The sequence below is a fragment of the Luteimonas sp. Soil_N_1 genome (assembly GCF_057656255.1).
The window spans coordinates 1,894,575-1,917,194 of the sequence record NZ_JBDGKS010000001.1 but is presented as its reverse complement, the minus strand read 5'-3'; the positions used below and the strand labels follow the sequence as shown (position 1 = coordinate 1,917,194).

Below are 22,620 nucleotides of genomic sequence, written 5' to 3'. Positions count from 1 at the left end.
GCGCAACGCCGCCCGGTCATGCCGCATCACCTGACCGGAACGCCCGGCCACCGGGCCGTCACTGCGACAGGCCCGCCCTGCCGCTGGCAGTCAGCAGCGCATCAACTGCCGGGGCAACGCGGCAGGCCGTCTCCGGCACTGCACTCCACGCAGCAGGCCGCCGGCTGGGGTCGTGCGGGCCCCTGTGGCAGGACGCCGGCGTCACCGGGCATCTGCGGCGACGCGGTCTCGAGCATCGGCGCCGGTGCCAGAGCGGCCAGTTCTGCTGCAGGCCGCAATTGCAGCAGTACCGCCCAGTCCTGCCGGTTGGCGTTGCATGCCTGCGGCGCATCGGGCGTGCACGCCGGATCGTCGAGCGTGCGTTGCGGCAGGTTCGCGAACTGGCCGCCGGCGGTCAGCGGCAGCAGACGCATGGTCACCCCGTCCAGCACGTTGCCGCCTACCAGATAGGCAGCTCCCTCCAGCCCGACGACGATGTCGCAGTGCATGCCGAGGCCGCCGTCCTCGCTGCTGAGCAAGGTGGCCAGCCCGGCGAATCCGAACACGCGGTTGGACGCACGCACGTAGCACAGCATGTCGCCGCGCGCCGGGCGCGTGGACACCGGATTGGCCACCCGGTACGCGTTGCTCTCGGGATTCCGGTACGCGTCGCGCACATAGTCCACATGGCTCGGCGAGCCGTTGAACCCCGGCAATGCGCCGCGGCGCGACACCCAGGACACGAAGGCCGCCGACCACGGCACGTCGACCAGGAAGCTGCGGCACGCGGCGGACGGCTGGGTGACCAGCGGTGCGTACAGGCAGTCGCCGGCGCCGGGACGATGCTGCAGGCGTGGCAGCAGTGCGGCGCCACGCCAGTAGCCGGCCACCCGCCGCCAGGCCTGCTCGCCGTTGGTCAACAGCGCCGTCTCGGCCTCGCGCACCGTCGAGCCGGCATATCGGCCGTCGATGTCGATGAAAGGCCGGTGCCACAGCAGATGTTCTTCGCACGCGGCGGCGGCGAGCCGGGTCGCCGGATCCGGCGATTCGACCTGTGCACGCAGCAGAGGACAGGGATCGGCTGCCAGCGCCGTCAACGGCGCGGACAGCAGCAGGCAGGCGAACAGCAACAGATGGCGCGTCGATCGCATGGGGGCATCCAGTCCGCGCAGGACACGCGGTCGGCGCCATCGTGCCCCAGCCGCGCGTGAAGAACCGGTCCGCCTGCCGGCTCAGCCCGCGCAGAACGCCGCGTAGTCGATGTAGCCGGGAAATGCGCGGCCGGGCGCGCAGACCGGACAATCGGGATCGGGCGACAGCCGCGTCTCGCGGAACTGCATGCGCAGCGCGTCGAACTGCAACAGGCGCCCGGCCAATGGCGCGCCGATGCCGAGCAGCAGCTTCAACGCTTCGGTCGCCTGCAGCAGACCGACGACGCCCGGCAGCACGCCGAGCACGCCGACTTCCGAACAGTTCGGTGCCGCTTCGGCCGGCGGCGGTTCCGGAAACAGGCAGCGATAGCAGGGGCATTCGCCACGATGTCGGCCGGCATCGAACACGCTGACCTGCCCGTCGAAGCGATGCACCGCGCCGTAGACCAGCGGCACGCCGTGCAGCACGCAGGCGTCGTTGAGCAGATAGCGCACCGGAAAATTGTCGGCGCCGTCGAGTACCAGATCGACACCGTCGAACAGCCGATCGACGTTGTCGCTGGTGACCCGCTCGGCGATCGCTTCGATGCGCGTGCGGGGATTGAGCGCACCGAGCGTCGTCGCCGCGGACTGCACCTTCGGCTGGCCGATGCGGTCCTCGGCATGCAGGATCTGCCGCTGCAGATTGCTGCGGTCGACGACATCGTCGTCGGCGATGCGCAACGTGCCCACACCCGCTGCCGCGAGGTAGTACGCGGCCGGCGAGCCGAGACCACCGGCGCCGATCACCAGCACCGTCGCTTCGGCGAGCCGCTGCTGGCCTGCGAGGCCGATCTCCGGCAGCTTCAGGTGCCGCGAATAGCGGTCGTGGAAATCGAGGTCGACGTCGCCGTCCGGGAGAACGACGGCCAGTCCCTCGGACTGCCAGGCGCTGGTACCGCCGGTGACCGAGGCGAGATCGGTATAGCCGAGCGCAGCCAGCGTTTCCGCCGCCTGCATGGACCGGCGCCCGCTCTGGCAGATCAGCAGCAGCGGCGCAGCGCGATCGGGCACGTGGACCTGCGGCGCGGCTTCGAGTGCCGCACGATCGACACCGTCCGCGCCTTCGGCCATGCCGGTCACACGCTCGTGCGCATCGCGCACGTCGATCAGGCGCACGCCCTGCTGCTGGCGTTGCCGGGCCTGCGCCGGCGTGAGTTGCTGGATGGCCATGGCGGGATTATCGCGCGGACGTGGCACGCACGCCGGAAACGCTGCGTGCGGTCAGTACGGCAGCACGTCGACGGGCGTGCCGCGCGCATAGTCGCGCGGCCCCGCATCGAGCACGATCAGTGCGTCCGAATCCGCAGCGGCCTGCATGCGATGCGAGCCATCCGCCGGATTCGGCTCGACCCACGAGATGCCTTCGTCGTCGATCCACCAGCGGCCGCGCAACAGTTCGAGGCGCTCGTGACGCTTGGTCCAGTCCGATGCCAGTCGCGCGCGTCGCAAGGCCCGCGGCGCCCTGCCCTGCAGACCATCGACGAGACGGCGCCCCAGCGCGAGCCAGGTCGCGAGCACCGATACCGGATTACCCGGCAGGCACAGGAACAATGCCGGACCGAGCGTGTCGCCTTCGGCCAGCAGCAGCGGCATGCCGGGCTTCATCATCACCTTCCACATCCGCACCCGGCCGCGACGCTGCAGCAGCTCGGGCAACAGATCCTTTTCGCCCGCCGATACGCCACCACAGGTGAGCACGACATCGAACGCCTCGCCGGCGTGACGCAGCGCGGAGGTCACCTGCGCGGCATCGTCGGGCAGGGTCGGAAACGCGACCGGCTCCAGGCCCTCGGCGCGCAGCAGACCCATCAGCTGGTCGCGGTTGGAGTTGTAGATCTGTCCGGGCGCGAGCGACATGCCCGGCTCGACGAGTTCGTCGCCGGTCGCGAACACCGCCACCGTGGGCCGACGCACCACGTCCAGCTGCGCGAGCCCCTGGGATGCGGCCAGTCCGATCCGCGCAGGCGTGAGCACCGTCCCGGCACGCAGCAGCAGATCACCTGCGGCGGAATCCTCGCCCGCGCGGCGCACATGCTGACCCTGCCTCGGTGCCACCTGCACGATGACGGTGTCGCCATCGAGCGCGGTGTTCTCCTTCATCACCACCGTGTCGGCTCCGGCAGGAAGCGGTGCGCCGGTGGTGATCCGCACGCAGCTGCCCGCCTTCACCGTCAGCGCGGCATCGGGCCCGGCGAACTGCTCACCCGCCAGGCGCAGCAGCGTCGGTGCGCCATCGGTCGCGAGATCGGCGTAGCGCAATGCGAAGCCGTCCATCGCCGAGTTGTCGAACGCGGGCTGCGCGAGCGTGGCAACGACGTCGCGCGCCAGGACATGACCCAGCGCCCGCGACAGGGACACCGTCTGGGGCTGCAGCCGACGCTCGGCCGCGACCGCATCGACGATCGCGAGCGCCTCGGTGAATGGAATCCGGAACGGAAAGCCGGGCTCCTGCACGTCACTCACGGGCGATGCCGGCATCGTCGAGATCCTGTGGAGTATTGAGGTTGCCGAAGCGTACACCGTCGAAACGCACGCACTGCATGCCGAGTCCCTGCTGCAGGACGCGCACCGCGTAATCGCCCGATTCCAGCGCAGCGACCGCTGCATCGCGCAATGCCGCCACCGGCCACAGCGCGACCAGCGGCTGCACGCCGTCGGCATCGCGCGCGAACGCGCCGCAGGTACCGGCGTGGTGCACCAGCGTGCGCAACAGACAGTCGTTGATCTCGATCAGGTCGACCGGCAGCGTCAGCAACCACGGCGTCGTCGTCGCGGCCGCCAGTGCATCCAGACCCGAGAGCGGTCCTGCATCCGGCACACGGTCGGGAACGGCTGTCAGACCCTGCAGGTCATACCGCGGCAGATCACGGTTGGCGCTGACCAGGAACGCGCCGCCCTGTGCGGCCAGCCGGCGCTGCCAGCGCAGCACCTGCGGCACACCGTCGCGCGTCAGCCAGGCCTTGTCCCGCCCCGCCAGCCGCGTGCCGCGACCACCGGCGAGGATGCCGATGGTGACATCGGAAAACACGGGCGCGAGCGGCGGGGACGACATCATCGACGGCAGGCGGCGCCTGCCGGACTCACTTGCGCTTGACGTGCCGGATCAGCCGCTTCTTCTTGGCCAGCTGACGGTCGTTGAGCACGTTCTTCTTGTCCTTGAAGGGGTTGTCGCCTTCGCGGAACACGAAACGGACCGGCGTACCGACCAGCTTGAAGCGCTTGCGGAAGAAGTTCTCCAGATAGCGCTTGTAGCTGTCCGGCAGCGTGCGCAGGCGGTTGCCGTGGACGATGATCGTCGGCGGATTCTCGCCGCCCGGATGGGCGAAGCGCATCTTCGGCGCATGTCCGCGCACGACCGGCGGCGGATTGGTCTCGTAAGCGATCTCGATCGCCTTGGTCACCTCGGCCGTGGTGAATTTGTGGTTCGCCGAACTGTGCGCGCGGTGGATCGCGCGGAACAGTTCGCGCAGGCCCGAACCGTGCTTGGCGCTGATGCGCACCGCCTCGGCCCACGGCACGAACGCCAGCTTGCGCGACAGCAGTGCTTCGGTCTGCTCGCGCTGGTAGTCGGTGAGGCCATCCCACTTGTTGACCGCGACGACGAGCGCGCGGCCCGAATCGAGGACCGCGCCCAGCACGCTGGCATCCTGGTCGGTCACGCCTTCGCTGGCGTCGATCATCACCACCGACACCTGCGAATGCTCGATCGCCTGCAGTGTCTTGATGATGGAGAACGTCTCGACCGCCTCGTCCACCTTCGACTTGCGGCGGATGCCGGCGGTGTCGACCAGCCGGTACCTGCGACCGTCGCGTTCGAGATCGACCTCGATCGAATCGCGCGTGGTGCCGGCGACTTCGGAGGCGATCATCCGCTCCTCGCCGAGGATGCGGTTGACCAGCGTCGACTTGCCCACATTCGGGCGGCCGACGAAGGTCACGCGGACGCGGTCGGGATCACTGTCGAGCTGCTCGGACTGCCCGACTTCGGGCAGCTTCTCCAGCACCTCGTCGACCAGCTCGTCGATGCCATGACGGTGCGAGGACGAGATCGCATGCACGTCGCCGAAGCCATACCGCGAGAAATCGGCTTCCGCGGCGCGCGCGTCGAGACCGTCGGTCTTGTTGATGACCAGGAACGTGGGTTTGTCGATCTTGCGCAGCCAGCGCAGGATCTCGTCGTCGAGCGCCGAGGCGCCTTCGCGGCCATCGACGACGAACAGCACGAGATCGGCTTCGGCAGCGGCGGCGCGCGACTGCTTCGCGGTCGGACCGGCCAGGCCCTCGCTCTCGAGATGGATGTTCTCGCCGGCGATACCGCCGGTGTCGACCAGCGCGAACGGCACATCCGGATTGAGCCGGCACACGCCGTAATGGCGGTCACGGGTGACGCCCGGCTCGTCATGGACGAGCGCGTCGCGGGTGCGGGTCAGCGCGTTGAACAGCGTCGACTTGCCGACATTGGGGCGGCCCACGAGGGCGACGAGGGGAAGCATGGGGCGGATTCCGTTCGAATGGGTCTTGCGTGCAGCGCGGGCAGGCCCGGAAGCACACGGCCCCGGGCAGGTAGGCTGCCCGGGGCCGTCATTGTCGCACTTGCGGCTGGATTACTGCGCCAAGCGCCAGGCGCTGACGTTGCCGTCGACGTTCTGGACCACCAGCACGCCGTCGGAGACGACCAGCGCGCCGCGGATCGGATCGCGGCCGGCGCGCTCGCGGGCGACGAACTCGCCGTCTTCGAGACGCATCCAGTGCAGGTAACCGGCGAAGTCGCCGACCACGGCGTAGTCGCCCTGGATCGCCGCGCCGGTCAGGTTGCGACGCGCGAGCGCCGGCTGCTGCCACGCGGCGGTGCCGCTGTACTTGTCGAGCGCCCACACCGTGCCGTTGGAGTCGGTCACGACCACGCGCTGCGGCGACAGGCCCGGACGGTTGGCGCCGCCGTGCTCGCTGACCCACAGCGGACGTCCGCTCGGGCCTTCCAGCGCCATCGTGCGGTGGCGGTAGCTGCTGGCGAACAGCACGGCGTCTTCGAGCACCGGGGTGCCGTCGACATCGGACATGCGCTCGAGCTCGGTACGACCGTCGGGCTGGGCGACCGCCTGCTCCCACAGGGTGCGGCCGTCGGACAGCGACAGTGCGGCGATGGTGCCGTCGTCATTGCCGACGAACACGAAGCCGGGGCCGAGCACCGGCGCGTCGTTGCCGCGCACGGTCAGCGACGGCATCTCGCGCACCCAGAACCAGCGGCGTTCGCCACTGGCCACGTCGAATGCACTCACGCGGCCGTCGTTGGAGCGGACCAGCACCACGCCCTGCCCGATCGCAGGCGCAGCGATGACTTCGTTGGGCACCTTCGCGGTCCAGCGCTCGGCACCGGTCGCCGCGTCGAGCGCGACCACTTCGCCATCGAGGCTGCCGGTCACGACCAGGCCATCACCGACGCCGGGGCCACCGCTCAGGCGCAGGTCCGACTCGTAGCGCCAAACCTGGGCACCGGTCTGCAGATCGAACGCGCGCACGCCGCCCTTGATCGCGGCGACATAGACGCGGCCGTCAGCCACGGCCGGCGACTGGCGCACGCCGAGACGGCCCTCGCCCTTGCCGGCATTGGCCGACCACATGCGGGACACGTTCAGCGAGGTCGTGATGTCGGTCAGCGGCGCGGGCTCGGACAGCGCTTTCGCATCGGCCTTGTCGCTGCTGCCGAACCAGCCGCGCACGGTGCTGCAGCCGGTGACGGTCATCACGCAGAGCGCGATCGCCGCGATCCGTACGACACGGGTCGAAGCGTGGGGGGACGCGACGCGCGCGGTCTGGGTCATCAGGATTCAACCTCGGGTTCGTCCGGCGTACCGCCGACTTCGGAAAGCTTGAGTTCAACCAGTCCGCGCTGCGGCGCGGCACTGTCGAGTTGGCGCAGCGCGCGGGCGTAGTCCTCGCGGGCCTCGTCCGACTGCTGGAGCGCGAAATGGGCATCGCCGCGGGCTTCCAGGGAAACCGGATCCTCGGCAGCGGACAGCAGCTTGACCGCATCCTCGCCGCGACCGGCATCGGTCAACAGACGCGCAAGACGCTGATGGACCACGGCGGCCACGCCGGGCTCGGCACCCTGGACCGCTTCGAGCGTCGCAATGGCGGAGTCGCGGTCGCCCTTGTCCATCTGGGCCTTGGCAAGCTGCAGCGCCGCCAGTTCGCTGTACGCGGTGTCGGGCAGAGCAGCCAGATCCTGCGAGGCCTTGTCGAACTCACCGGCGCGGATGTCGAGCATCGCCGCCTGATAGGCCGAGTGCTGGGCCACGGAATCGGCATGGCTGCGCTTCTGCCAGTACTGGTAGCCGCCGATCAGCAGGGCGCCTGCCACCAGTCCCCCCACCAGTCCCAGACCGTTGTCGCGAAGCCAGGTCTTGACCCGCTCCCCCTGTTCGCGTTCGTCCAGCAACTCGTCGATGGCCATATGATCTCTGCGCCCGCCGGCGAAGGCGGGTCAAACGGATGAAAGTGAGGATCTCGGGACCGCGCGGAACAGCGGTCCGGAACCTGGAGCGGCCGGTCCAGACCTACTCGGAAACCGGCGCCAGCGCGCCGTCGGAGGATACCGCAAAGCGTGCCACGTTGGCCCGCTGGAACCGGGACAGATCCTGAACGTCCCCACCGTGGAGGACCTCGACAGCGTCGGCATTGCCGAGCTTGACGCGCGCCACGGCGCCGACGTCGAAACGACGTTCCTCACCGGAGCGCACGAGCGCCTGTTCGATCTGGCTGCCGTCGGGTGCGACCACCTCGATCCAGCTGTCGCCGTTGAACCGCAGCTGCAGTCCATCGGCACCGGCGGCATCCCGGGGCTGCGCGTCCTCGGGCAACTCGATGACCGGCGCCCGCTTGGGCAGCGCACCCAGCGACGCGGTCACCGGCGTCGGCCTGGCAGGACGCGCCGACACCTGGTCGCCGGAGAGGCCACCGTCGAGACCGAGCGAAGCGGTCTCTACCGGACGCGTGTTGTCGACGTGCGAGCGGGTCGCCACCCAGACCGGGACGGCGATCAGTGCCGTGATGACCACATACACCGCGCGCCCCATGGCCTTGTCGAGCATGCGCTGCATCGGCGGGGTAAAGGTGCGCGGCGTGAGTTCGGGGGTGTGACCCGAGACGGCGTCCGGCACCGTGTCGGCCAGCGATTCAGGCAGCTGCAGCAGACGCAGGTAGCTGCGCAACTGGCCGCGCACGAACACCGGCGCGCCGAGCCGTTCCCAGTTCTCGTTTTCCAGCGCTTCGACGATCCGGATCTGCATGCGCAGCCGCGACGAAGCCTCCGAAATCGTCAGGCCAGCCGCCAGTCGGGCTTCACGCAGCCGTTCTCCGACCCCAGGCGCCGTCGCTGCTGTGGTCTGACTCGAAGAACTCATGGCGAACTGGTGCCCCTTGGCTGGATGTTCGACGCGGACGGAAACTCCGTCCGGAGACGTTGCTGGTATCTGTCGGCTGCACGCGAATCCCCGAGTGCAGTCTCGATGCGCACCGCAAGTTGCAATGCTGCCGCAGTTGCAGGGCCGGCGGCAAGCCGTCTTTGCGAAAAAGCACGCGCATCGAAGGGACGACCTTCGCCGGCGAGGTAACCCGCCATCGCATCGAGTGCGACCACGTTCACAGGATCGAGCTCCAGCGCGGCGCGCAGGTCGCGTTCCACGCGGCCGGTTTCACCGGCGGCAATGGCGCACGCACCTGCGTTGGCCAGCGCACCGGAGGGATCGCCGTAGGCCGGGTCGCGCACCGCATCGTCGAAGTAGCGCAGGGATTCCACGCTGCGACCGTTGCGGCACAGCCAGGTCCCGTAATTGTTGAGATAGCCACCGCGGTCCGGCGCCCGTTCGACCGCCGCCCGGTAGTGTGCGCCCGCCTCGGCACTGCGACCACGCCGGTCCTCGACCACCGCGAGCACCGTGTGGGCATCGGCCATCACCGCGTCCGAGCGGAGCGCGGTACGCGCAGCGCTCGCCGCGGCGTCGAGATTGCCCGCCTCCAGCTCACGCCCGGCGAGCGACAGCTGTTGGCGCGCGGCCTCGTTGCGACGTGATTCGGGCGTGCCCTGCACGTTGTAGGACGGCCGGTCCGGACGGAAATCGCTCTTGACGCTGGGCTTGATGAACGTCAGGCGGGAACAGCCGGCCATCGCCAGCACGAGGATTACGAAAACGGCAGCCTCAGGCAGCCGCATCGACACCTGGACCGCCCTGCGCTTCGAGACGCTTGAGATGTTCGGCCTGGCGACGCGTGCGATCGGCGACCTGGCCCTTGAGCTGGCCGCAAGCCGCGTCGATGTCGTCGCCGCGCGTGCGGCGTACCGGTGCGATGCGGCCAGATTCGTTGAGCAGCTTCTGGAACCGGCGGATCGTCGCGTCGTCCGGGCGCTCGTAGCGGGTGCCCGGGAACGGGTTGAACGGAATCAGATTGACCTTCGCCGCGTCCTTCATCTGCAGGCGATTGTCGAAATCGCGCATCAGACGGGCCAGCTCGCGTGCGTGCTGCGGCTGGTCGTTGACGTCCTTCATCAGCGTATATTCGAAGGTGATCGACTCGCCACGCTTGCGCTGCGCGTAGCGCGCGCAGGCTTCCATCAGCTCGGCGATCGGGTACTTCTTGTTCAGCGGCACCAGTTCGGTGCGCAGTGCGTCGTTGGCCGCGTGCAGCGACACCGCCAGCGACACGTCGCTGACTTCGCCCAGCTTGTCGATCATCGGCACCATGCCGGCGGTCGACAGCGTGACGCGCTTGTTCGCCAGGCCGTAGCCCAGGTCGTCGCGCATGATGCTCATCGCGCGGACGACATTGTCGAAATTCATCAGCGGCTCGCCCATGCCCATCATCACGACATTGGTCAGGCGGCGCTGCTTGTGCGGCACGTTGCCCAGATGCCTGGCCGCCACCCAGACCTGGCCGATGATCTCGGCGGTCGACAGGTTGCGGTTGAAGCCCTGGGTCGCGGTGGAACAGAACTGGCAATTGAGCGCGCAGCCGACCTGCGAGGACACGCACAGCGTGCCGCGGGACTTGTCGGGGATGTAGACGGTCTCGATCGCGTTCTTGCCGTCCATCGCCAGCAGCCACTTGTGGGTGCCGTCGGTGGAGGGCTTCTCGAACTGGATCTGCGGCACGCGGACCTCGGCATGCGCCTCGAGCTTGGCGCGCAGCGCCTTGCCCAGATCGGTCATGTCGTTGAAGTCGGTGACGTACCGGTGGTGGATCCACTTCATGATCTGGTGGGCACGGAAGCGCTTTTCGCCGAGAGTCTCGGCGAAAAAGCGCTCCATACCCTCGCGGTCGAGGTCGAGCAGGTTCTGCTTGGCGACGGTGGCGTCGATGGCGACCTCGGTCACGATGGCATTACTCAGCGGGAAACGACTTCGTCGTTCTTGAAGAAGTACGCGATCTCGGTCTGCGCGTTCTCGACCGAATCCGAACCGTGGGCGGCGTTGGCGTCGATGGAGTCGGCGAAGTCGGCGCGGATCGTGCCCGGCGCAGCGTCCTTCGGATTGGTGGCGCCCAGCAGGTCGCGGTGCGCGGCCACGGCGTTCTCGCCTTCCAGGGCCTGGATCATCACCGGGCCGGAGGTCATGAACTCGACCAGCGCGCCGAAGAACGGACGCTCCTTGTGCACGGCGTAGAAGCCTTCGGCTTCTTCACGGGTCAGCTGCTTGTACTTGGCAGCCACGATCTTCAGGCCGGCCTTTTCGAAGCGGGAATAGATCTCGCCGATGACGTTCTTGGCAACGGCATCGGGCTTGACGATGGAAAGAGTGCGCTCGAGCGCCATCTGGTGTTCTCCGGTCTGGAATGGGGCCGTCCACTCCGGAACGGCCGAGTCTACATGGAAAAACCCGCGCCGAAACGCGGGTTTAGCCAACATGGCTGAGGCAATTCTAACGTATCCGCTGCAACTGCGTCGGCCCCGGGCCGGTTGTCGGTCATTGACGCGTCAGGCGCTTGGCCCGCAGAATCCAAACAAGCGTTTGATCGAGCATCCGTCGTCATGGCCAGTACCGCCCAGTTCTCCACCAAGGACAAGATCCTCGGCGCCGCCGAAGAACTGTTCGCGACCCACGGGTTCGCGGGCACGTCGCTGCGGCAGGTGACCAGCCGGGCGGATGTCAACATTGCGGCGGTCAATTACCACTTCGGCAGCAAGGAGAACCTCGTCAACGAGGTGTTCCGCCGCCGGATGGACCAGATGAGCGCGCAGCGCCTCGCCCAGCTGAAGCATGCACTGACTGAACAGCCCGGCGAGATCGAGCCGATCATCGCCGCCTTCGTCGAGCCCGCGCTGGACATGGCCAGCGGTCGCGCCGGCAGTGGCGCCTTCGTCCGGGTCATCGCCCGGGCCTATGTGGAGAAGAACGATGCCCTCCGGAAGTTCCTCTCCGAGCAGTACGGGCATGTGCCGCGCGAGTTCGCAGGCGCCCTCGCCGTCTGCCTGCCGGATCTCGGCAAGGCCGAGCTCTACGGTCGCCTCGATTTCCTCGCCGGCGCGTTGACCTATGCGATGGCCGATTTCGGCCTGATCAAGCGTCCGCCGGGCACCACCGAACATGCGCACCGCACCCGGATCGCCGGCGAGCTGATTCGCTTCGCCGCAGCCGGGTTCCGCGCCTGACCACCAGCCCGGCCCAAGCCGGGTTTCTTTTTGAAACAAAGGGATGGAGCAAATGTCTGAGAAACTGCTTGTACGTCGCGCCGCGGTTCTGGGTGCGGGTGTCATGGGCGCGCAGATCGCCGCGCACCTGACCAACGCCGGGATCGACACGGTCCTGTTCGACCTGCCGGCCAAGGAGGGCGACAAGGACGGCGTGGTGCGCAAGGCGCTCGCCAACCTCGCCAAGCTGAGCCCGGCCCCGCTGAGCAGCAAGTCCCTGGCCGAGGCCATCGTCCCGGCGAACTACGAAACCGGCCTGGCCGAACTCGAAACCTGCGACCTGATCATCGAAGCGATCGCCGAGAAGATGGACTGGAAGCAGGACCTCTACCGAAAGATCGCCCCGCACGTGCCGGCGCACGCGGTGCTGGCCAGCAACACGTCGGGCCTTGGAATCAATGCTTTGGCGGACGTTCTTCCCGAAGAGCTGCGTCATCGTTTCTGCGGCGTGCATTTCTTCAACCCGCCGCGCTACATGCATCTGGCCGAACTGATTCCGGCGAAGACCACCGACCAGTCGGTGCTCGAGGGGCTCGAAGCGTTCCTGGTGACCCAGCTCGGCAAGGGCGTGGTCTATGCCAAGGACACCCCGAACTTCATCGGCAACCGGATCGGCGTGTTCTCCATCCTGTCGACAATCCACCACACCCAGGAATCGAAGCTCGGCTTCGACGAGGTGGATGCCCTGACCGGCCCCCTCCTCGGCCGCCCGAAGTCGGCGACCTACCGCACCTCGGACGTCGTGGGTCTGGACACGATGTCGCACGTCATCAAGACGATGGCCGACACGCTGCCCGAAGATCCGTGGCACCACTACTTCGCGTCGCCCAAGTGGCTGACCGCGCTGATCGAGAAAGGCGCGCTGGGCCAGAAGACCGGCGCCGGCATCTTCCGCAAGGCCGGCAAGGACATCCTGGTTCTCGATCTGGAGAAGCAGGACTACCGCGCCTCGGACCGCAAGGCCGCCGACGAGGTTGTCGCGATCCTCAAGAGCAAGGATCCGGCTGAGCGCATGGCCCAGCTGCGCGCCAGCGACCACCCGCAGGCCCAGTTCGTCTGGGCGATCCTGCGCGACCTGTTCCACTACAGCGCCGTGCATCTGGAAGACATCGCCGAGACTGCGCGTGACGTGGATCTGGCGATCCGCTGGGGCTACGGCTGGCAGCAGGGCCCGTTCGAACTGTGGCAGGCCGCCGGCTGGAAGCAGGTCGCCGACTGGATTGCCGAGGACATCGTCGCCGGCAAGACCATGAGCAGCGCACCGCTGCCCGACTGGGTGTTCGACGGCCGCGAGGGCGTGCACGCCCCCGAAGGCAGCTACAGCCCGTCCAAGAACGCCAAGCTGCCGCGCTCGGCGCTGCCGGTGTATCGCCGCCAGCGCTTCCCCGATCCGCTGCTGGGTGAGCGTTTCGAGCAGGGCGAGACGGTGTACGAAAACGACGGCGTCCGTCTGTGGACGGACGGCGACGACATCGGCGTGATCAGCTTCAAGACCAAGATGCACACGGTCTCCGACCACGTGCTCGACGGCATCCAGGAAGCGATCGGCATCGCCGAGCAGAAGTTCAAGGGCTTGGTGATCTGGCAGCCGAAGGAGCCGTTCTCGGCCGGTGCCGATCTCGCCGGCGCGCTGGGCCTGCTGCAGGCCGGCAAGGTCGACGCGTTCGAGGCGATGGTCGAGAACTTCCAGAAGACCAGCCAGCGCATCAAGTACTCGCTGGTGCCTGTGGTCGCGGCCGTACGCGGTCTGGCACTGGGCGGTGGCTGCGAGTTCCAGATGCACAGCGCGCGTACCGTCGCGCATCTCGAAAGCTACATCGGTCTGGTCGAGGCCGGGGTCGGCCTGCTGCCGGCTGGTGGCGGACTGAAGGAACTCGCGGTGCGTGCGTCCGAGGCCGCGGGTCCGAACGGCGACGTGTTCGCCGAGCTGAAGAAGACCTTCGAGACCATCGCGATGGCCAAGGTGTCGAACTCGGCGGTCAACGCCAAGGAACTCGGCCTGCTACGCGCCGACGACATCGTGACCTTCAACGCGTTCGAACTGCTGCACGTCGCACGCCAGCAGGCATCGGCACTGGCCGAAGCCGGCTATCGCCCGCCGCTGCCCGCGCGTGCGATCCGCGTCGCCGGCGATGTCGGCATCGCCACGTTCAAGATGCTGCTGGTCAACATGCTCGAAGGCCGTTTCGTCAGCGAGTACGACTACGAGATCGCCGAGCGCATCGCCACCGTGCTGTGCGGCGGCGACGTGGACCGCAACGCGGTCGTCGACGAGGACTGGCTGATCCGTCTGGAGCGCAAGCACTTCGTCGAGCTCGCCCAGCAGGAAAAGACCCAGGCGCGCATCGGCCACATGCTCAAGACCGGCAAGCCGCTGAGGAACTAGTGAGACAGGTCAGGCGCGCAGCGCGCGCAAGACGTCAGTGAGCGCCACTGACGCCCTCACTCTCTTACCTACTTACGAGACAACGCCATGAGCAAGCAGATCCAGGACGCCTACATCGTCGCCGCCACCCGCACCCCGGTGGGAAAGGCGCCGAAGGGCGTGTTCCGCAACACCCGTCCCGACGACATGCTCGCGCACGTGCTCAAAGCCGTCGTCGCGCAGGCGCCGGGCATCGACGTCAACCGCATCGACGACGCCGTGATCGGCTGTGCGATGCCGGAAGGCGAGCAAGGCATGAACGTGGCGCGCATCGGCGTGCTGCTGGCCGGCCTGCCCGATACCGTCGCCGCGCAGACCATCAACCGCTTCTGCTCGTCGGGCCTGCAGGCTGTCGCGCTGGCCGCGAACGAGATCCGCCTCGGCAACGCCGACCTGATGCTGGCCGGTGGCACCGAGTCGATGTCGATGGTGCCGATGATGGGCAACAAGGTCGCGCTCTCCCCGAGCGTGTTCAAGGACGATCATGTCGCGATCGCCTACGGCATGGGCATCACCGCCGAGAAGGTCGCCGAGGAATGGAAGGTCTCGCGCGAGGACCAGGACGCGTTCGCCCTCGCCTCGCACCAGAAGGCGATCGCCGCGATCCAGGCCGGCGAGTTCAAGGACGAGATCAGCCCCTACGAGATCGTCTCCCACCAGCCCGACCTCGCCGGCAACGCCGTGCGTCTGCGCAAGCTGCTGGTCGACACCGATGAAGGCCCGCGTCAGGACTCGTCTATCGAAGGCCTGACCAGGCTGCGTCCGGTGTTCCGCAACGGCCAGTTCGGCGGCTCGGTGACGGCCGGCAACAGTTCGCAGATGAGCGACGGTGCCGCCGGCATCCTGCTCGCCTCTGGCCGCGCGGTGCAGGACTACGGTCTGAAGCCGCTGGCGCGCTTCGTCAGCTTCGCCGTCGCCGGCGTGCGCCCGGAAGTCATGGGCATCGGTCCGATCGCGGCGATTCCGAAGGCGCTGGCGCAGGCCGGCCTCACGCTCGACGACATCGACTGGATCGAACTCAACGAAGCCTTCGCCGCGCAGGCGCTGGCGGTGATCCGCGACAGCAAGCTCGATCCGTCCAAGGTCAATCCGCTGGGCGGCGCGATCGCGCTGGGCCACCCGCTGGGCGCGACCGGTGCGATCCGCACCGCGACCATCGTCCACGGCATGCGCCGTCGCAAGAAGCGCTACGGCCTGGTGACAATGTGCATCGGCACCGGCATGGGCGCGGCAGGTGTGATCGAAGCGCTCTGACGCCGATCGGGTGGCCCGGTCACCGGGCCGCCATCCGCATCACAAAAAAGCCCCGGCACTGCCGGGGCTTTTTCGTGGAGCTCGCCGCTGCTTACGACTGCAGCGGAATCACGCGGATCTCGACGCGGCGGTTCAGGGCGCGGCCCTGATCCGTGCTGTTGTCAGCGATCGGACGCGTCTTGCCGAAGCCGACGATCTCGAAGCGCTGGCGCAGCAGGCCCTGACCCATCAGGTAGTTGCCCACCGAGTCGGCGCGCTGCTGGGACAGACGCTGGTTCACCGCGTCGGAGCCGACGCTGTCGGTGTGACCGGAGATCTCGACGATCGTCTGGTCGTACTCGGCGAGCGTGCGCGCGACGTTGTTGAGCGCCGGGTAGAACTGCGACTTGAGGTCGGCCTTGCCGAAGTCGAAGGTCACACCGTCAGGCAGGTTGAGCTTGATGACATCACCATCGCGGTCGACCTGGATACCGGTGCCCTGGGTCTGGCGACGCAGTTCGGCTTCCTGGCGATCCTGGTAGACGCCGACCGCGCCGCCGGCGAGGCCGCCGACGCCAGCGCCGACCATCGCGCGCTGACGACGCTCGGTTGCATCGCCACCGCTCAGCAGGCCGGCAACCGCGCCGATGCCCGCGCCGATCAGGGCGTTGTTGCGGGTCCGGTTCGGGTCATCCGGAGCATTGGTCTGACCGGTGTAGGTGGCGCAACTGGTCAGCAGCAGTGCGCCGGCCAGCGCAGTGGTGAGGCCTGCGGTGTTGAGTGAGCGCATCAGATCGATCTCCTGTATCGGGGCGGGCGGCGAAGCCCAGAGGTGTTGAATCCGGGATCAGACGCTAGCGCGTTCAGGATGCATGTCGAGTGACGGACATGCGGCCGGACGGCGTCTGTTCAGCCCATACCGCGCAGTGGAGCGGCCCGATCGCGTGATGCCGGATGCTGCGCGCGTTCGCCGACTCAACGCGATGACTGGTACGCGGCAAGCGCGGCCTCGCGGCCGGCGGCCAGATCGACGATCGGCGCGCTCGGGTATGTCGGCGCAGCCGCCTTCAGCGCGTCCGGATCGGTCCAGGGGCTGAAGCGGAGCGGCACCGGCAATCCAGCCAGCTCGGGCACCCAGCGGGCGATGTAGCTGCCGTCGGGGTCGAACTTCTGCGCCTGGGTGACCGGATTGAACACGCGGAAGTAAGGCGCGGCGTCGGCGCCGGTGCCGCCGATCCACTGCCAGCCGAGCGTGTTGTTGGCGAGGTCCGCGTCGACCAGCGTGTCCCAGAACCAGCGCGCGCCTTCCTGCCAGTGGATGCGCATGTGCTTGCACAGCCAGCTGCCGACGATCATGCGCACGCGGTTGTGCATCCAGCCGACATGCCAGAGCTCGCGCAGGCCGGCGTCGACGATCGGCACACCGGTGCGCCCGTGGCGCCAGGCGTCGAGCATGGCCGGATCGGCACGCGCCCACGGAAAACGTTCGAAACGCGGGTTGAAGTTCTGTTCGGGGGTTCTGGGGAAGTGATGCAGCAGGTGATGGGCGAACTCGCGCCAGCCCAGCTCGCGCACGTAGGCATCGATGTCGGGCGCGGTGGACGCGTTGCGCTCGGCCTCGAGCGCGGCGACCACGCGCCATGGGGCGATCTCGCCGAAATGCAGATGCGGGGACAGGCGCGAGGTGCCGGCCTGGTCGGGACGATCGCGACCCGCGCGGTATCCGCGCAGTGCGCCGTCGATGAAGACCTCGAGCGCCTCTCGCGCACCGGCCTCGCCCGGTTCCCAGAGCTCCCAGAATCCGGTGTCCCAGTCCAGCGTGGGCGCTAGCTGCAGATCATCGAGCGCAACACCCGATGGCCCGTTGTCCACGGCGGGCAAGGTGCGCGGTGCGTCCCAGGTGTCGGGCAGATGCAGGTCGGTCAAGGCATTGCGCCAGAATGGCGTGAACACCTTGTACGGCCCGCCCTGCCCGGTCTGCAGCGACCAGGGCTCGAGCATCAGCACGCCGTTGTGGCTCTCGGCGCGCACGCCCGACTCGCGCAGCGCACGCTTGATCTCCGTGTCGCGCGATTCGATGGCCGGGTCGTAGCGCCGGTTCCAGAACACGGCTTCGGCCTCACAGGTCTCCACCAGCGTCTCGAGCGTGGCCTGGCTGGGGCCGTGGAACAGACGCAGGCGCGTGCCACGCGTGCGCAGGTCCGCGTCCAGCGCCGCGAGCGAGCGGTGTCGCCAGGCGTCCGAGGCGGCGCCGGGTGCCCAGTCGCCCTCCTCGTCGGGCGCGTGGATGTACACGCATACCGGTGCGAAGCCGGCATCCAGCGCGGCCCGCAGCGCCGGGTTGTCGTCCAGTCGCAGATCATTCCGGAACCAGACGATTGCATGTGCCATAGCGCTGTTCCCTCGTGCCGAACGGGTTCGGACATTCTCTGAATACGCGTGAGAATCGTGAGAAACCGCAGCCTTGTAAACCGCGTCGGATGCGAAGTGCGCAAGCCTGCGGAACGCGGCCAGAAACCGCACGTAGCGGATCGGTCACAATATCGGGTCTGCACGCGCGCATCCGCGCCTGAACGAGCCCGATCCCCACGTGACCCCGACTCCATTCCCCCTTGAAGCCAGCCCGGCCGACGCGCAGCGCGCGATCGCCGAAGAATTCGCCTTCTTCGGCGACTGGTCCGAGCGCTACCAGTACCTCATCGATCTGGGCCGCAAGCTGCCCGAGTTCCCCGATGCACTGAAGACCGAAGAGCACCGCCTGCATGGCTGCCAGTCGATGGTCTGGATCGTGGCCTCCGGGGATGCCGACCGTCTCGACTTCGCCGCCGCCAGCGATTCGGCGATCGTCTCCGGCCTGATCTACCTCGCACTACGCGTCTACAGCGGCCGCAGCGCGCGCGAGATCGTCGACACCGATGCCGACTACATCGGCGACATCGGGCTGGCGAAGCACCTGTCGCCGACCCGCAACAACGGTCTGGCCGCCCTGCTCGCCTTCATCCGCGACCGCGCGCAGCGCGCGCTGGCGTGAGCACCGCGCCACCGCCGGAGCCTGACGAACCCGGCGTTTCCGATTCCAGTCGCGCGGCGCCGCTGCGCAATCGCAACTTCCGCGCCCTGCTGGGCTACCGCATCTTCACGATCCTGTCGTACCAGATCGTCGCGGTCACGGCCGGCTGGCACATCTACGCCGAAACCGGCAATCCGTGGATGCTCGGCCTCATCGGTCTGGCGGAAGTACTGCCCTACTTCTGCGTCGCCCCGTTCGCGGGCTATCTGGTCGACCATCTGCCGCGGCGCAAGCTCGGCATGGCGGCTGCCGCGGGTCTGGCGATCACGCCGCTGCTGCTGGCGCTGCTGACCTCGGGCCTGATCGCCGGCAGCATCTGGCTGCTGTACCTGCCGATCATGCTGACCGGCATGGTCCGCGCGTTTCTCGGCCCGGTCTACAACGCGCTGTTCGCCCGCGTGCTGCCGCGCGACCAGTTCGTCCGCGGTGCGAGCCTGGGCAGCATCGTGTTCCAGAGCGCGATGGTGATCGGCCCGGCAATCGGCGGCCTGCTGATCAAGCCGCTCGGCATTCCCGGCGTGTTCCTGCTGGCATCGATCCTCGCGCTGGTGGTGATCGTGTTCCTCGGCCGCATGGGCGTGACCGAACCGCCGCAACTGCTGCAGCGCGAACCCGTGTTCGCCAGCATCGCCGAAGGTGCGCGCTTCGTGTTCGGCCACCAGATCCTGCTCGCGGCACTGGCGCTGGACATGTTCGCGGTGCTGTTCGGCGGCGCGATCTCGCTGGCGCCGGCCTTCATCCACGACATCCTCGCCTACGGGCCGGAAGGCCTGGGCATCCTGCGCAGCGCGCCCGCGCTGGGCTCGGTGGCGATGGGCATCTGGCTGGCGCGCAATCCGATCCAGCGCAATGCGGGCCGCTTCCTGCTGTATGCCGTGGCCGGTTTCGGCTTGTGCATGGTCGGCTTCGGCCTGTCGACGGCGTTCTGGCTGTCGGCGTTCTTCCTGCTGCTGTCGGGCATGTGCGACGGCGTGTCGGTGGTGATGCGCTCGACGATCATGCAGCTGTCGACGCCCGACCACATGCGCGGCCGGGTGTCGTCGATCAACGGCCTGTTCGTCGGTTCGTCGAACGAGATCGGCGCGTTCTACATGGGCTCGATGGCGCGCCTGCTCGGCCTGGTGCCGGCGGTCGTCATCGGCGGCTTCGTGACGATGGGCGTGGTCGCGACGACCGCGATCAAGGCGCCGAGGCTGCGCCGGCTGGATCTGCGCGACCTGCAGTGATCCGGCGCGGCGCGGTCGCGGATACGAAGAAGCCCGCTTGCGCGGGCTTCTTCTGACACCGGAACGACGACGATCAGTCGCCCATCTGCTTCTGCAGATGTTCCCAGCGCTCCTGCTCGTCGATCGTGCGCTCGGCGGTCAGACGCGCTTCGAGACGGTCGAGACCGATCTCCTCGCCCGAATCGACGCTGTAGCCGTACTCGCCCGCATCGACGCGCTTGAGCGTGCTGTCGATCTTGCCGATCAGCTTGCGGTAGCGGTCACGGGTACGCAGTTCGAGCGAGTTCTCGGTTTCGCGGGTGGCGCGTTCGGCTTCGTCGCCGACGTCACGCACTTCGTCCTTGAGATTCTCGATCGTCTGCTTGGATTCTTCGACCAGATCCGCACGCCAGTTCTGCAGGCGCTGGCGGAAGTACTCGAGCTGCAACGCGCTCATGTACTCCTCGTCGGCGCCGGGCTTGTAGCCCTGCGGAAGAATGGGACGACCTGTTTCTGCATCGGTCTTGTACTGCACGACCTTCACCTTTGTTCTTGGCGCCGGCTCTTGCTGGCGCGCAACGCCCGCGACGGCGACTTTGCCGACCGGACGTGGACGCTTCGTGGGAGTGGATGCCGGCACCGGCTTCGGCGCGGCGGCTTTCGCCGGAGCGGGCGCCTTCTTCGAGGCCCCCGTCTTCGGGGCGGCAGCGGACTTGTCAGCGATCGACCTGGCCGGTGCTGCCTTCTTCGCGACGGGCTTGGTCACCGCTGCAGGAGCAGCGGCCTTCGGCTTCGTCACAGGCGGGGTGGCCGCGGCTTTCGCCGGGGCTGCCTTCGCCGTTTTCTTCGCAGGCACGCCCTTCGCAGGCACGCTCTTGGCAGCCGCCTTCACCGGCGCTGCCTTGGGCGCCGCCGGCTTCTTCGCGGGTGCCTTGACTGGCGCCTTCTTCGCAGCCGGCTTGGCGGGCGCGGCCTTGGCGACGGGCTTCTTCGGGGCCGGCGCCTTCTTGGCGGGTGGCTTGGTGACGGGGGCAGCCTTCTTCCCGACGGCTGCCTTCGCGGCGGGCTTTGCGGCCTTCTTGACGGCCTTCTTTGCGGGTTTCTTGACTGCCACGTGCTGCGATCCTTGTCATTCCCTTGGGCGGGGAAGCGGCGTGTTATACCCTGCATGCCCCTGCAGCAGCAACCGTCCCGACCACCGTGTTCATCGCCCCCGCCGAGATGCCGTGATCGCGCGCCTGCTCATCTTCCTGCTGCGCGGCTACAAGCGCTTCATCAGCCCTCTGCTCGGCCCGCGCTGCCGCTTCCATCCCAGCTGCTCGTCGTACGCGATGGTCGCCATCGCCCGCTTCGGCGTGCTGCGTGGCGGCTGGCTCGCACTGCGCCGTCTGTCGCGCTGCCACCCCCTGCATCCGGGCGGAAACGACCCCGTGCCGATGCCGAACCTGGACCCCAAGCCATGACCTCGACCCTGATCCGCAACGCACGCCTCGTCAACGAAGGCCGCATCTTCGATGGTGACCTGCGCGTCGGCGCCGACGGCCGCATCGCCGCGATCGGCGGCGACCTCGCCGCCCGCGATGGCGACACCATCGTCGACGCCGCCGGCCGCTGGCTGCTGCCCGGCATGATCGACGACCAGGTGCACTTCCGTGAGCCGGGCATGGAGCACAAGGCCGACATGGCGACCGAGTCGGCCGCTGCCGTCGCCGGTGGCCTGACCAGCTTCATGGACATGCCCAACACCAGCCCGCCGACGCTCAGCGCCGACGTGCTGCAGGACAAGTACGACCGCGCCGCCGGTCGTGCCCGTGCGAACTACGGCTTCTACATGGGCGCGAGCAACGACAACCTCAACCACGTGCGCCGCATCGACCCGCTGACCACGCCGGGCGTCAAGGTGTTCATGGGCGCCTCGACCGGCAACATGCTCGTCGACAATCCCGAGACGCTCGACGGCATCTTCCGCGAGACCCCGGTGCCGATCATCACGCACTGCGAGGACACGCCGACGATCGACGCGATCCAGCGCGAATACGTGGCGAAGTACGGCGACGACATCCCCGCCGAATGCCACCCGGACATCCGCTCGCGCGAAGCCTGCATGAAGTCGACGCAGCTGGCACTGTCGCTGGCGCGGCGTCACGACACCCGTCTGCACGTGCTGCACATCTCGACCGCGGACGAGCTGGCGCTGTTCGAACGCGGCCCGCTGGTCGATGCCGCCGGCAAGCTGCGCAAGCGCATCACGGCCGAGACCTGCATCCACTTCCTGCGTTTCGACCGCGCCGACTACGCGCGCCTGGGTCACAAGATCAAGTGCAACCCCGCGATCAAGGATGCATCCGACCGTGAAGCGCTGCTGCGCGCGCTGGCCGACGACGTCATCGACGTGCTGGCGACCGACCACGCACCGCATCTGCTGAGCGAAAAAGAGAATCCCTATACGCGCGCGCCGAGCGGCCTGCCGCTGGTGCAGTTCGCGCTCAACGCCGCGCTCGAGTGCGTGCACGAAGGTCATTTCGACATCACCCGCGTGGTGCAGAAGTTCGCGCACGCACCGGCGCAGCTGTTCGATGTCGCCGAGCGCGGCTTCCTGCGCGAGGGCTACTTCGCCGATCTGGTGATGGTGGAGGACACGCCGTTCACCGTGACGCGCGAGCAGGTGCTGTCGAAGTGCGGCTGGTCGCCCTTCGAAGGCACGACGTTCCGTTCGCGTATCGCCTCGACCTGGGTCAACGGTCGTCTGGCGTGGGACGGCGCACAGTTGGTCGGCGAAGCGGCCGGCCAGCGTCTCGCGTTCTCCCGCTGACGCCCTCGCGATACCGTGT

Annotated in this window: 21 protein-coding genes; 7 read left to right on the top strand and 14 right to left on the bottom strand. The window is 68.0% G+C overall.

Annotation, left to right across the window (positions count from 1 at the left end):
* Positions 1-101: 101 nt before the first annotated feature.
* From AC3A4E_RS08885 to ndk, 11 genes are all read right to left on the bottom strand, one after another.
* Positions 102-1,130: a DUF2272 domain-containing protein gene (locus tag AC3A4E_RS08885; protein ID WP_487631124.1), complete on the bottom strand. Its 1,029-nt coding sequence runs from the start codon at positions 1,128-1,130 to the stop codon at positions 102-104.
* An 81-nt stretch (positions 1,131-1,211) separates the two neighbouring features.
* Positions 1,212-2,342, bottom strand: coding sequence for a molybdopterin-synthase adenylyltransferase MoeB (gene moeB / locus AC3A4E_RS08880; RefSeq protein WP_487631123.1), 1,131 nt, complete (start codon positions 2,340-2,342; stop codon positions 1,212-1,214).
* 51 nt (positions 2,343-2,393) lie between these two features.
* On the bottom strand, positions 2,394-3,650 hold the full coding sequence (locus AC3A4E_RS08875) for a molybdopterin molybdotransferase MoeA (protein ID WP_487631122.1): 1,257 nt from the start codon (positions 3,648-3,650) through the stop codon (positions 2,394-2,396).
* Complete coding sequence (mobA, locus tag AC3A4E_RS08870) at positions 3,628-4,224, bottom strand: molybdenum cofactor guanylyltransferase (RefSeq protein WP_487631121.1); 597 nt, start codon at positions 4,222-4,224, stop codon at positions 3,628-3,630. The genes AC3A4E_RS08875 and mobA overlap by 23 nt, the downstream gene beginning before the upstream one ends.
* A gap of 28 nt (positions 4,225-4,252) precedes the next feature.
* Positions 4,253-5,665: a ribosome biogenesis GTPase Der gene (gene der, locus AC3A4E_RS08865; RefSeq protein ID WP_487631120.1), complete on the bottom strand. Its 1,413-nt coding sequence runs from the start codon at positions 5,663-5,665 to the stop codon at positions 4,253-4,255.
* A gap of 111 nt (positions 5,666-5,776) precedes the next feature.
* Positions 5,777-6,994, bottom strand: a complete 1,218-nt coding sequence (gene bamB / locus AC3A4E_RS08860) for an outer membrane protein assembly factor BamB (RefSeq protein WP_487631119.1) — start codon at positions 6,992-6,994, stop codon at positions 5,777-5,779.
* Positions 6,994-7,626 (bottom strand): YfgM family protein, encoded by a 633-nt coding sequence (locus AC3A4E_RS08855; protein WP_487631118.1) that lies wholly within the window; start codon positions 7,624-7,626, stop codon positions 6,994-6,996. Before AC3A4E_RS08855 ends, bamB begins: the two co-directional genes overlap by 1 nt.
* 103 nt (positions 7,627-7,729) lie before the next feature.
* Positions 7,730-8,575: a helix-turn-helix domain-containing protein gene (locus tag AC3A4E_RS08850; protein ID WP_487631117.1), complete on the bottom strand. Its 846-nt coding sequence runs from the start codon at positions 8,573-8,575 to the stop codon at positions 7,730-7,732.
* On the bottom strand, positions 8,572-9,384 hold the full coding sequence (pilW, locus tag AC3A4E_RS08845; protein WP_487631116.1) for a type IV pilus biogenesis/stability protein PilW: 813 nt from the start codon (positions 9,382-9,384) through the stop codon (positions 8,572-8,574). Before pilW ends, AC3A4E_RS08850 begins: the two co-directional genes overlap by 4 nt.
* Positions 9,371-10,546 (bottom strand): dual-specificity RNA methyltransferase RlmN, encoded by a 1,176-nt coding sequence (gene rlmN / locus AC3A4E_RS08840; RefSeq protein ID WP_487632043.1) that lies wholly within the window; start codon positions 10,544-10,546, stop codon positions 9,371-9,373. Before rlmN ends, pilW begins: the two co-directional genes overlap by 14 nt.
* A gap of 8 nt (positions 10,547-10,554) precedes the next feature.
* Entirely contained in the window at positions 10,555-10,980 is a 426-nt protein-coding gene (gene ndk, locus AC3A4E_RS08835) for a nucleoside-diphosphate kinase (protein WP_133392641.1), read from the bottom strand.
* A 216-nt stretch (positions 10,981-11,196) separates the two neighbouring features.
* Between ndk and AC3A4E_RS08830 the strand changes: the two genes are divergently transcribed.
* From AC3A4E_RS08830 to AC3A4E_RS08820, 3 genes are all read left to right on the top strand, one after another.
* Positions 11,197-11,817, top strand: coding sequence for a TetR family transcriptional regulator (locus AC3A4E_RS08830; RefSeq protein WP_487631115.1), 621 nt, complete (start codon positions 11,197-11,199; stop codon positions 11,815-11,817).
* A gap of 52 nt (positions 11,818-11,869) precedes the next feature.
* A complete protein-coding gene (locus AC3A4E_RS08825; RefSeq protein WP_487631114.1) occupies positions 11,870-14,242 on the top strand; it encodes a 3-hydroxyacyl-CoA dehydrogenase/enoyl-CoA hydratase family protein in 2,373 nt (790 codons plus the stop codon).
* Between the two features lie 87 nt (positions 14,243-14,329).
* Positions 14,330-15,535 carry an acetyl-CoA C-acyltransferase gene (locus AC3A4E_RS08820; protein ID WP_487631113.1) on the top strand — a complete coding sequence of 402 codons (1,206 nt, stop codon included), beginning with the start codon at positions 14,330-14,332 and terminating at the stop codon, positions 15,533-15,535.
* A 91-nt stretch (positions 15,536-15,626) separates the two neighbouring features.
* Here AC3A4E_RS08820 and AC3A4E_RS08815 read toward each other — a convergent pair whose 3' ends face one another.
* Both AC3A4E_RS08815 and AC3A4E_RS08810 read right to left on the bottom strand, forming a co-directional pair.
* Positions 15,627-16,304, bottom strand: coding sequence for a YiaD family glycine zipper/OmpA-like lipoprotein (locus AC3A4E_RS08815; protein WP_487631112.1), 678 nt, complete (start codon positions 16,302-16,304; stop codon positions 15,627-15,629).
* A 185-nt stretch (positions 16,305-16,489) separates the two neighbouring features.
* Positions 16,490-17,905: a cryptochrome/photolyase family protein gene (locus tag AC3A4E_RS08810; protein WP_487631111.1), complete on the bottom strand. Its 1,416-nt coding sequence runs from the start codon at positions 17,903-17,905 to the stop codon at positions 16,490-16,492.
* A 199-nt stretch (positions 17,906-18,104) separates the two neighbouring features.
* Between AC3A4E_RS08810 and AC3A4E_RS08805 the strand changes: the two genes are divergently transcribed.
* Entirely contained in the window at positions 18,105-18,545 is a 441-nt protein-coding gene (locus AC3A4E_RS08805) for a SufE family protein (protein WP_487631110.1), read from the top strand.
* Positions 18,542-19,810, top strand: coding sequence for an MFS transporter (locus AC3A4E_RS08800; RefSeq protein WP_487631109.1), 1,269 nt, complete (start codon positions 18,542-18,544; stop codon positions 19,808-19,810). Before AC3A4E_RS08805 ends, AC3A4E_RS08800 begins: the two co-directional genes overlap by 4 nt.
* A gap of 73 nt (positions 19,811-19,883) precedes the next feature.
* Here the strand turns inward: AC3A4E_RS08800 and dksA are convergent, their stop codons facing one another.
* Positions 19,884-20,903 carry an RNA polymerase-binding protein DksA gene (gene dksA / locus AC3A4E_RS08795; protein WP_487631108.1) on the bottom strand — a complete coding sequence of 340 codons (1,020 nt, stop codon included), beginning with the start codon at positions 20,901-20,903 and terminating at the stop codon, positions 19,884-19,886.
* 112 nt (positions 20,904-21,015) lie between these two features.
* On the opposite strand from dksA, the gene yidD reads away from it, so the two are divergent.
* On the top strand, positions 21,016-21,252 hold the full coding sequence (gene yidD, locus AC3A4E_RS08790) for a membrane protein insertion efficiency factor YidD (RefSeq protein WP_232149548.1): 237 nt from the start codon (positions 21,016-21,018) through the stop codon (positions 21,250-21,252).
* Positions 21,249-22,601, top strand: a complete 1,353-nt coding sequence (locus tag AC3A4E_RS08785; protein WP_487631107.1) for a dihydroorotase — start codon at positions 21,249-21,251, stop codon at positions 22,599-22,601. The genes yidD and AC3A4E_RS08785 overlap by 4 nt, the downstream gene beginning before the upstream one ends.
* Positions 22,602-22,620: the final 19 nt, after the last annotated feature.

Bases quoted from the DNA above. Each gene is read 5' to 3' on its own strand.
- AC3A4E_RS08885 (WP_487631124.1), bottom strand. From the start codon at position 1,130: ATGCGATCGACGCGCCATCTGTTGCTGTTCGCCTGCCTGCTGCTGTCC.
- moeB (WP_487631123.1), bottom strand. From the start codon at position 2,342: ATGGCCATCCAGCAACTCACGCCGGCGCAGGCCCGGCAACGCCAGCAG.
- AC3A4E_RS08875 (WP_487631122.1), bottom strand. From the start codon at position 3,650: ATGCCGGCATCGCCCGTGAGTGACGTGCAGGAGCCCGGCTTTCCGTTC.
- mobA (WP_487631121.1), bottom strand. From the start codon at position 4,224: ATGTCGTCCCCGCCGCTCGCGCCCGTGTTTTCCGATGTCACCATCGGC.
- der (WP_487631120.1), bottom strand. From the start codon at position 5,665: ATGCTTCCCCTCGTCGCCCTCGTGGGCCGCCCCAATGTCGGCAAGTCG.
- bamB (WP_487631119.1), bottom strand. From the start codon at position 6,994: ATGACCCAGACCGCGCGCGTCGCGTCCCCCCACGCTTCGACCCGTGTC.
- AC3A4E_RS08855 (WP_487631118.1), bottom strand. From the start codon at position 7,626: ATGGCCATCGACGAGTTGCTGGACGAACGCGAACAGGGGGAGCGGGTC.
- AC3A4E_RS08850 (WP_487631117.1), bottom strand. From the start codon at position 8,575: ATGAGTTCTTCGAGTCAGACCACAGCAGCGACGGCGCCTGGGGTCGGA.
- pilW (WP_487631116.1), bottom strand. From the start codon at position 9,384: ATGCGGCTGCCTGAGGCTGCCGTTTTCGTAATCCTCGTGCTGGCGATG.
- ndk (WP_133392641.1), bottom strand. From the start codon at position 10,980: ATGGCGCTCGAGCGCACTCTTTCCATCGTCAAGCCCGATGCCGTTGCC.
- AC3A4E_RS08830 (WP_487631115.1), top strand. From the start codon at position 11,197: ATGGCCAGTACCGCCCAGTTCTCCACCAAGGACAAGATCCTCGGCGCC.
- AC3A4E_RS08825 (WP_487631114.1), top strand. From the start codon at position 11,870: ATGTCTGAGAAACTGCTTGTACGTCGCGCCGCGGTTCTGGGTGCGGGT.
- AC3A4E_RS08820 (WP_487631113.1), top strand. From the start codon at position 14,330: ATGAGCAAGCAGATCCAGGACGCCTACATCGTCGCCGCCACCCGCACC.
- AC3A4E_RS08815 (WP_487631112.1), bottom strand. From the start codon at position 16,304: ATGCGCTCACTCAACACCGCAGGCCTCACCACTGCGCTGGCCGGCGCA.
- AC3A4E_RS08810 (WP_487631111.1), bottom strand. From the start codon at position 17,905: ATGGCACATGCAATCGTCTGGTTCCGGAATGATCTGCGACTGGACGAC.
- AC3A4E_RS08785 (WP_487631107.1), top strand. From the start codon at position 21,249: ATGACCTCGACCCTGATCCGCAACGCACGCCTCGTCAACGAAGGCCGC.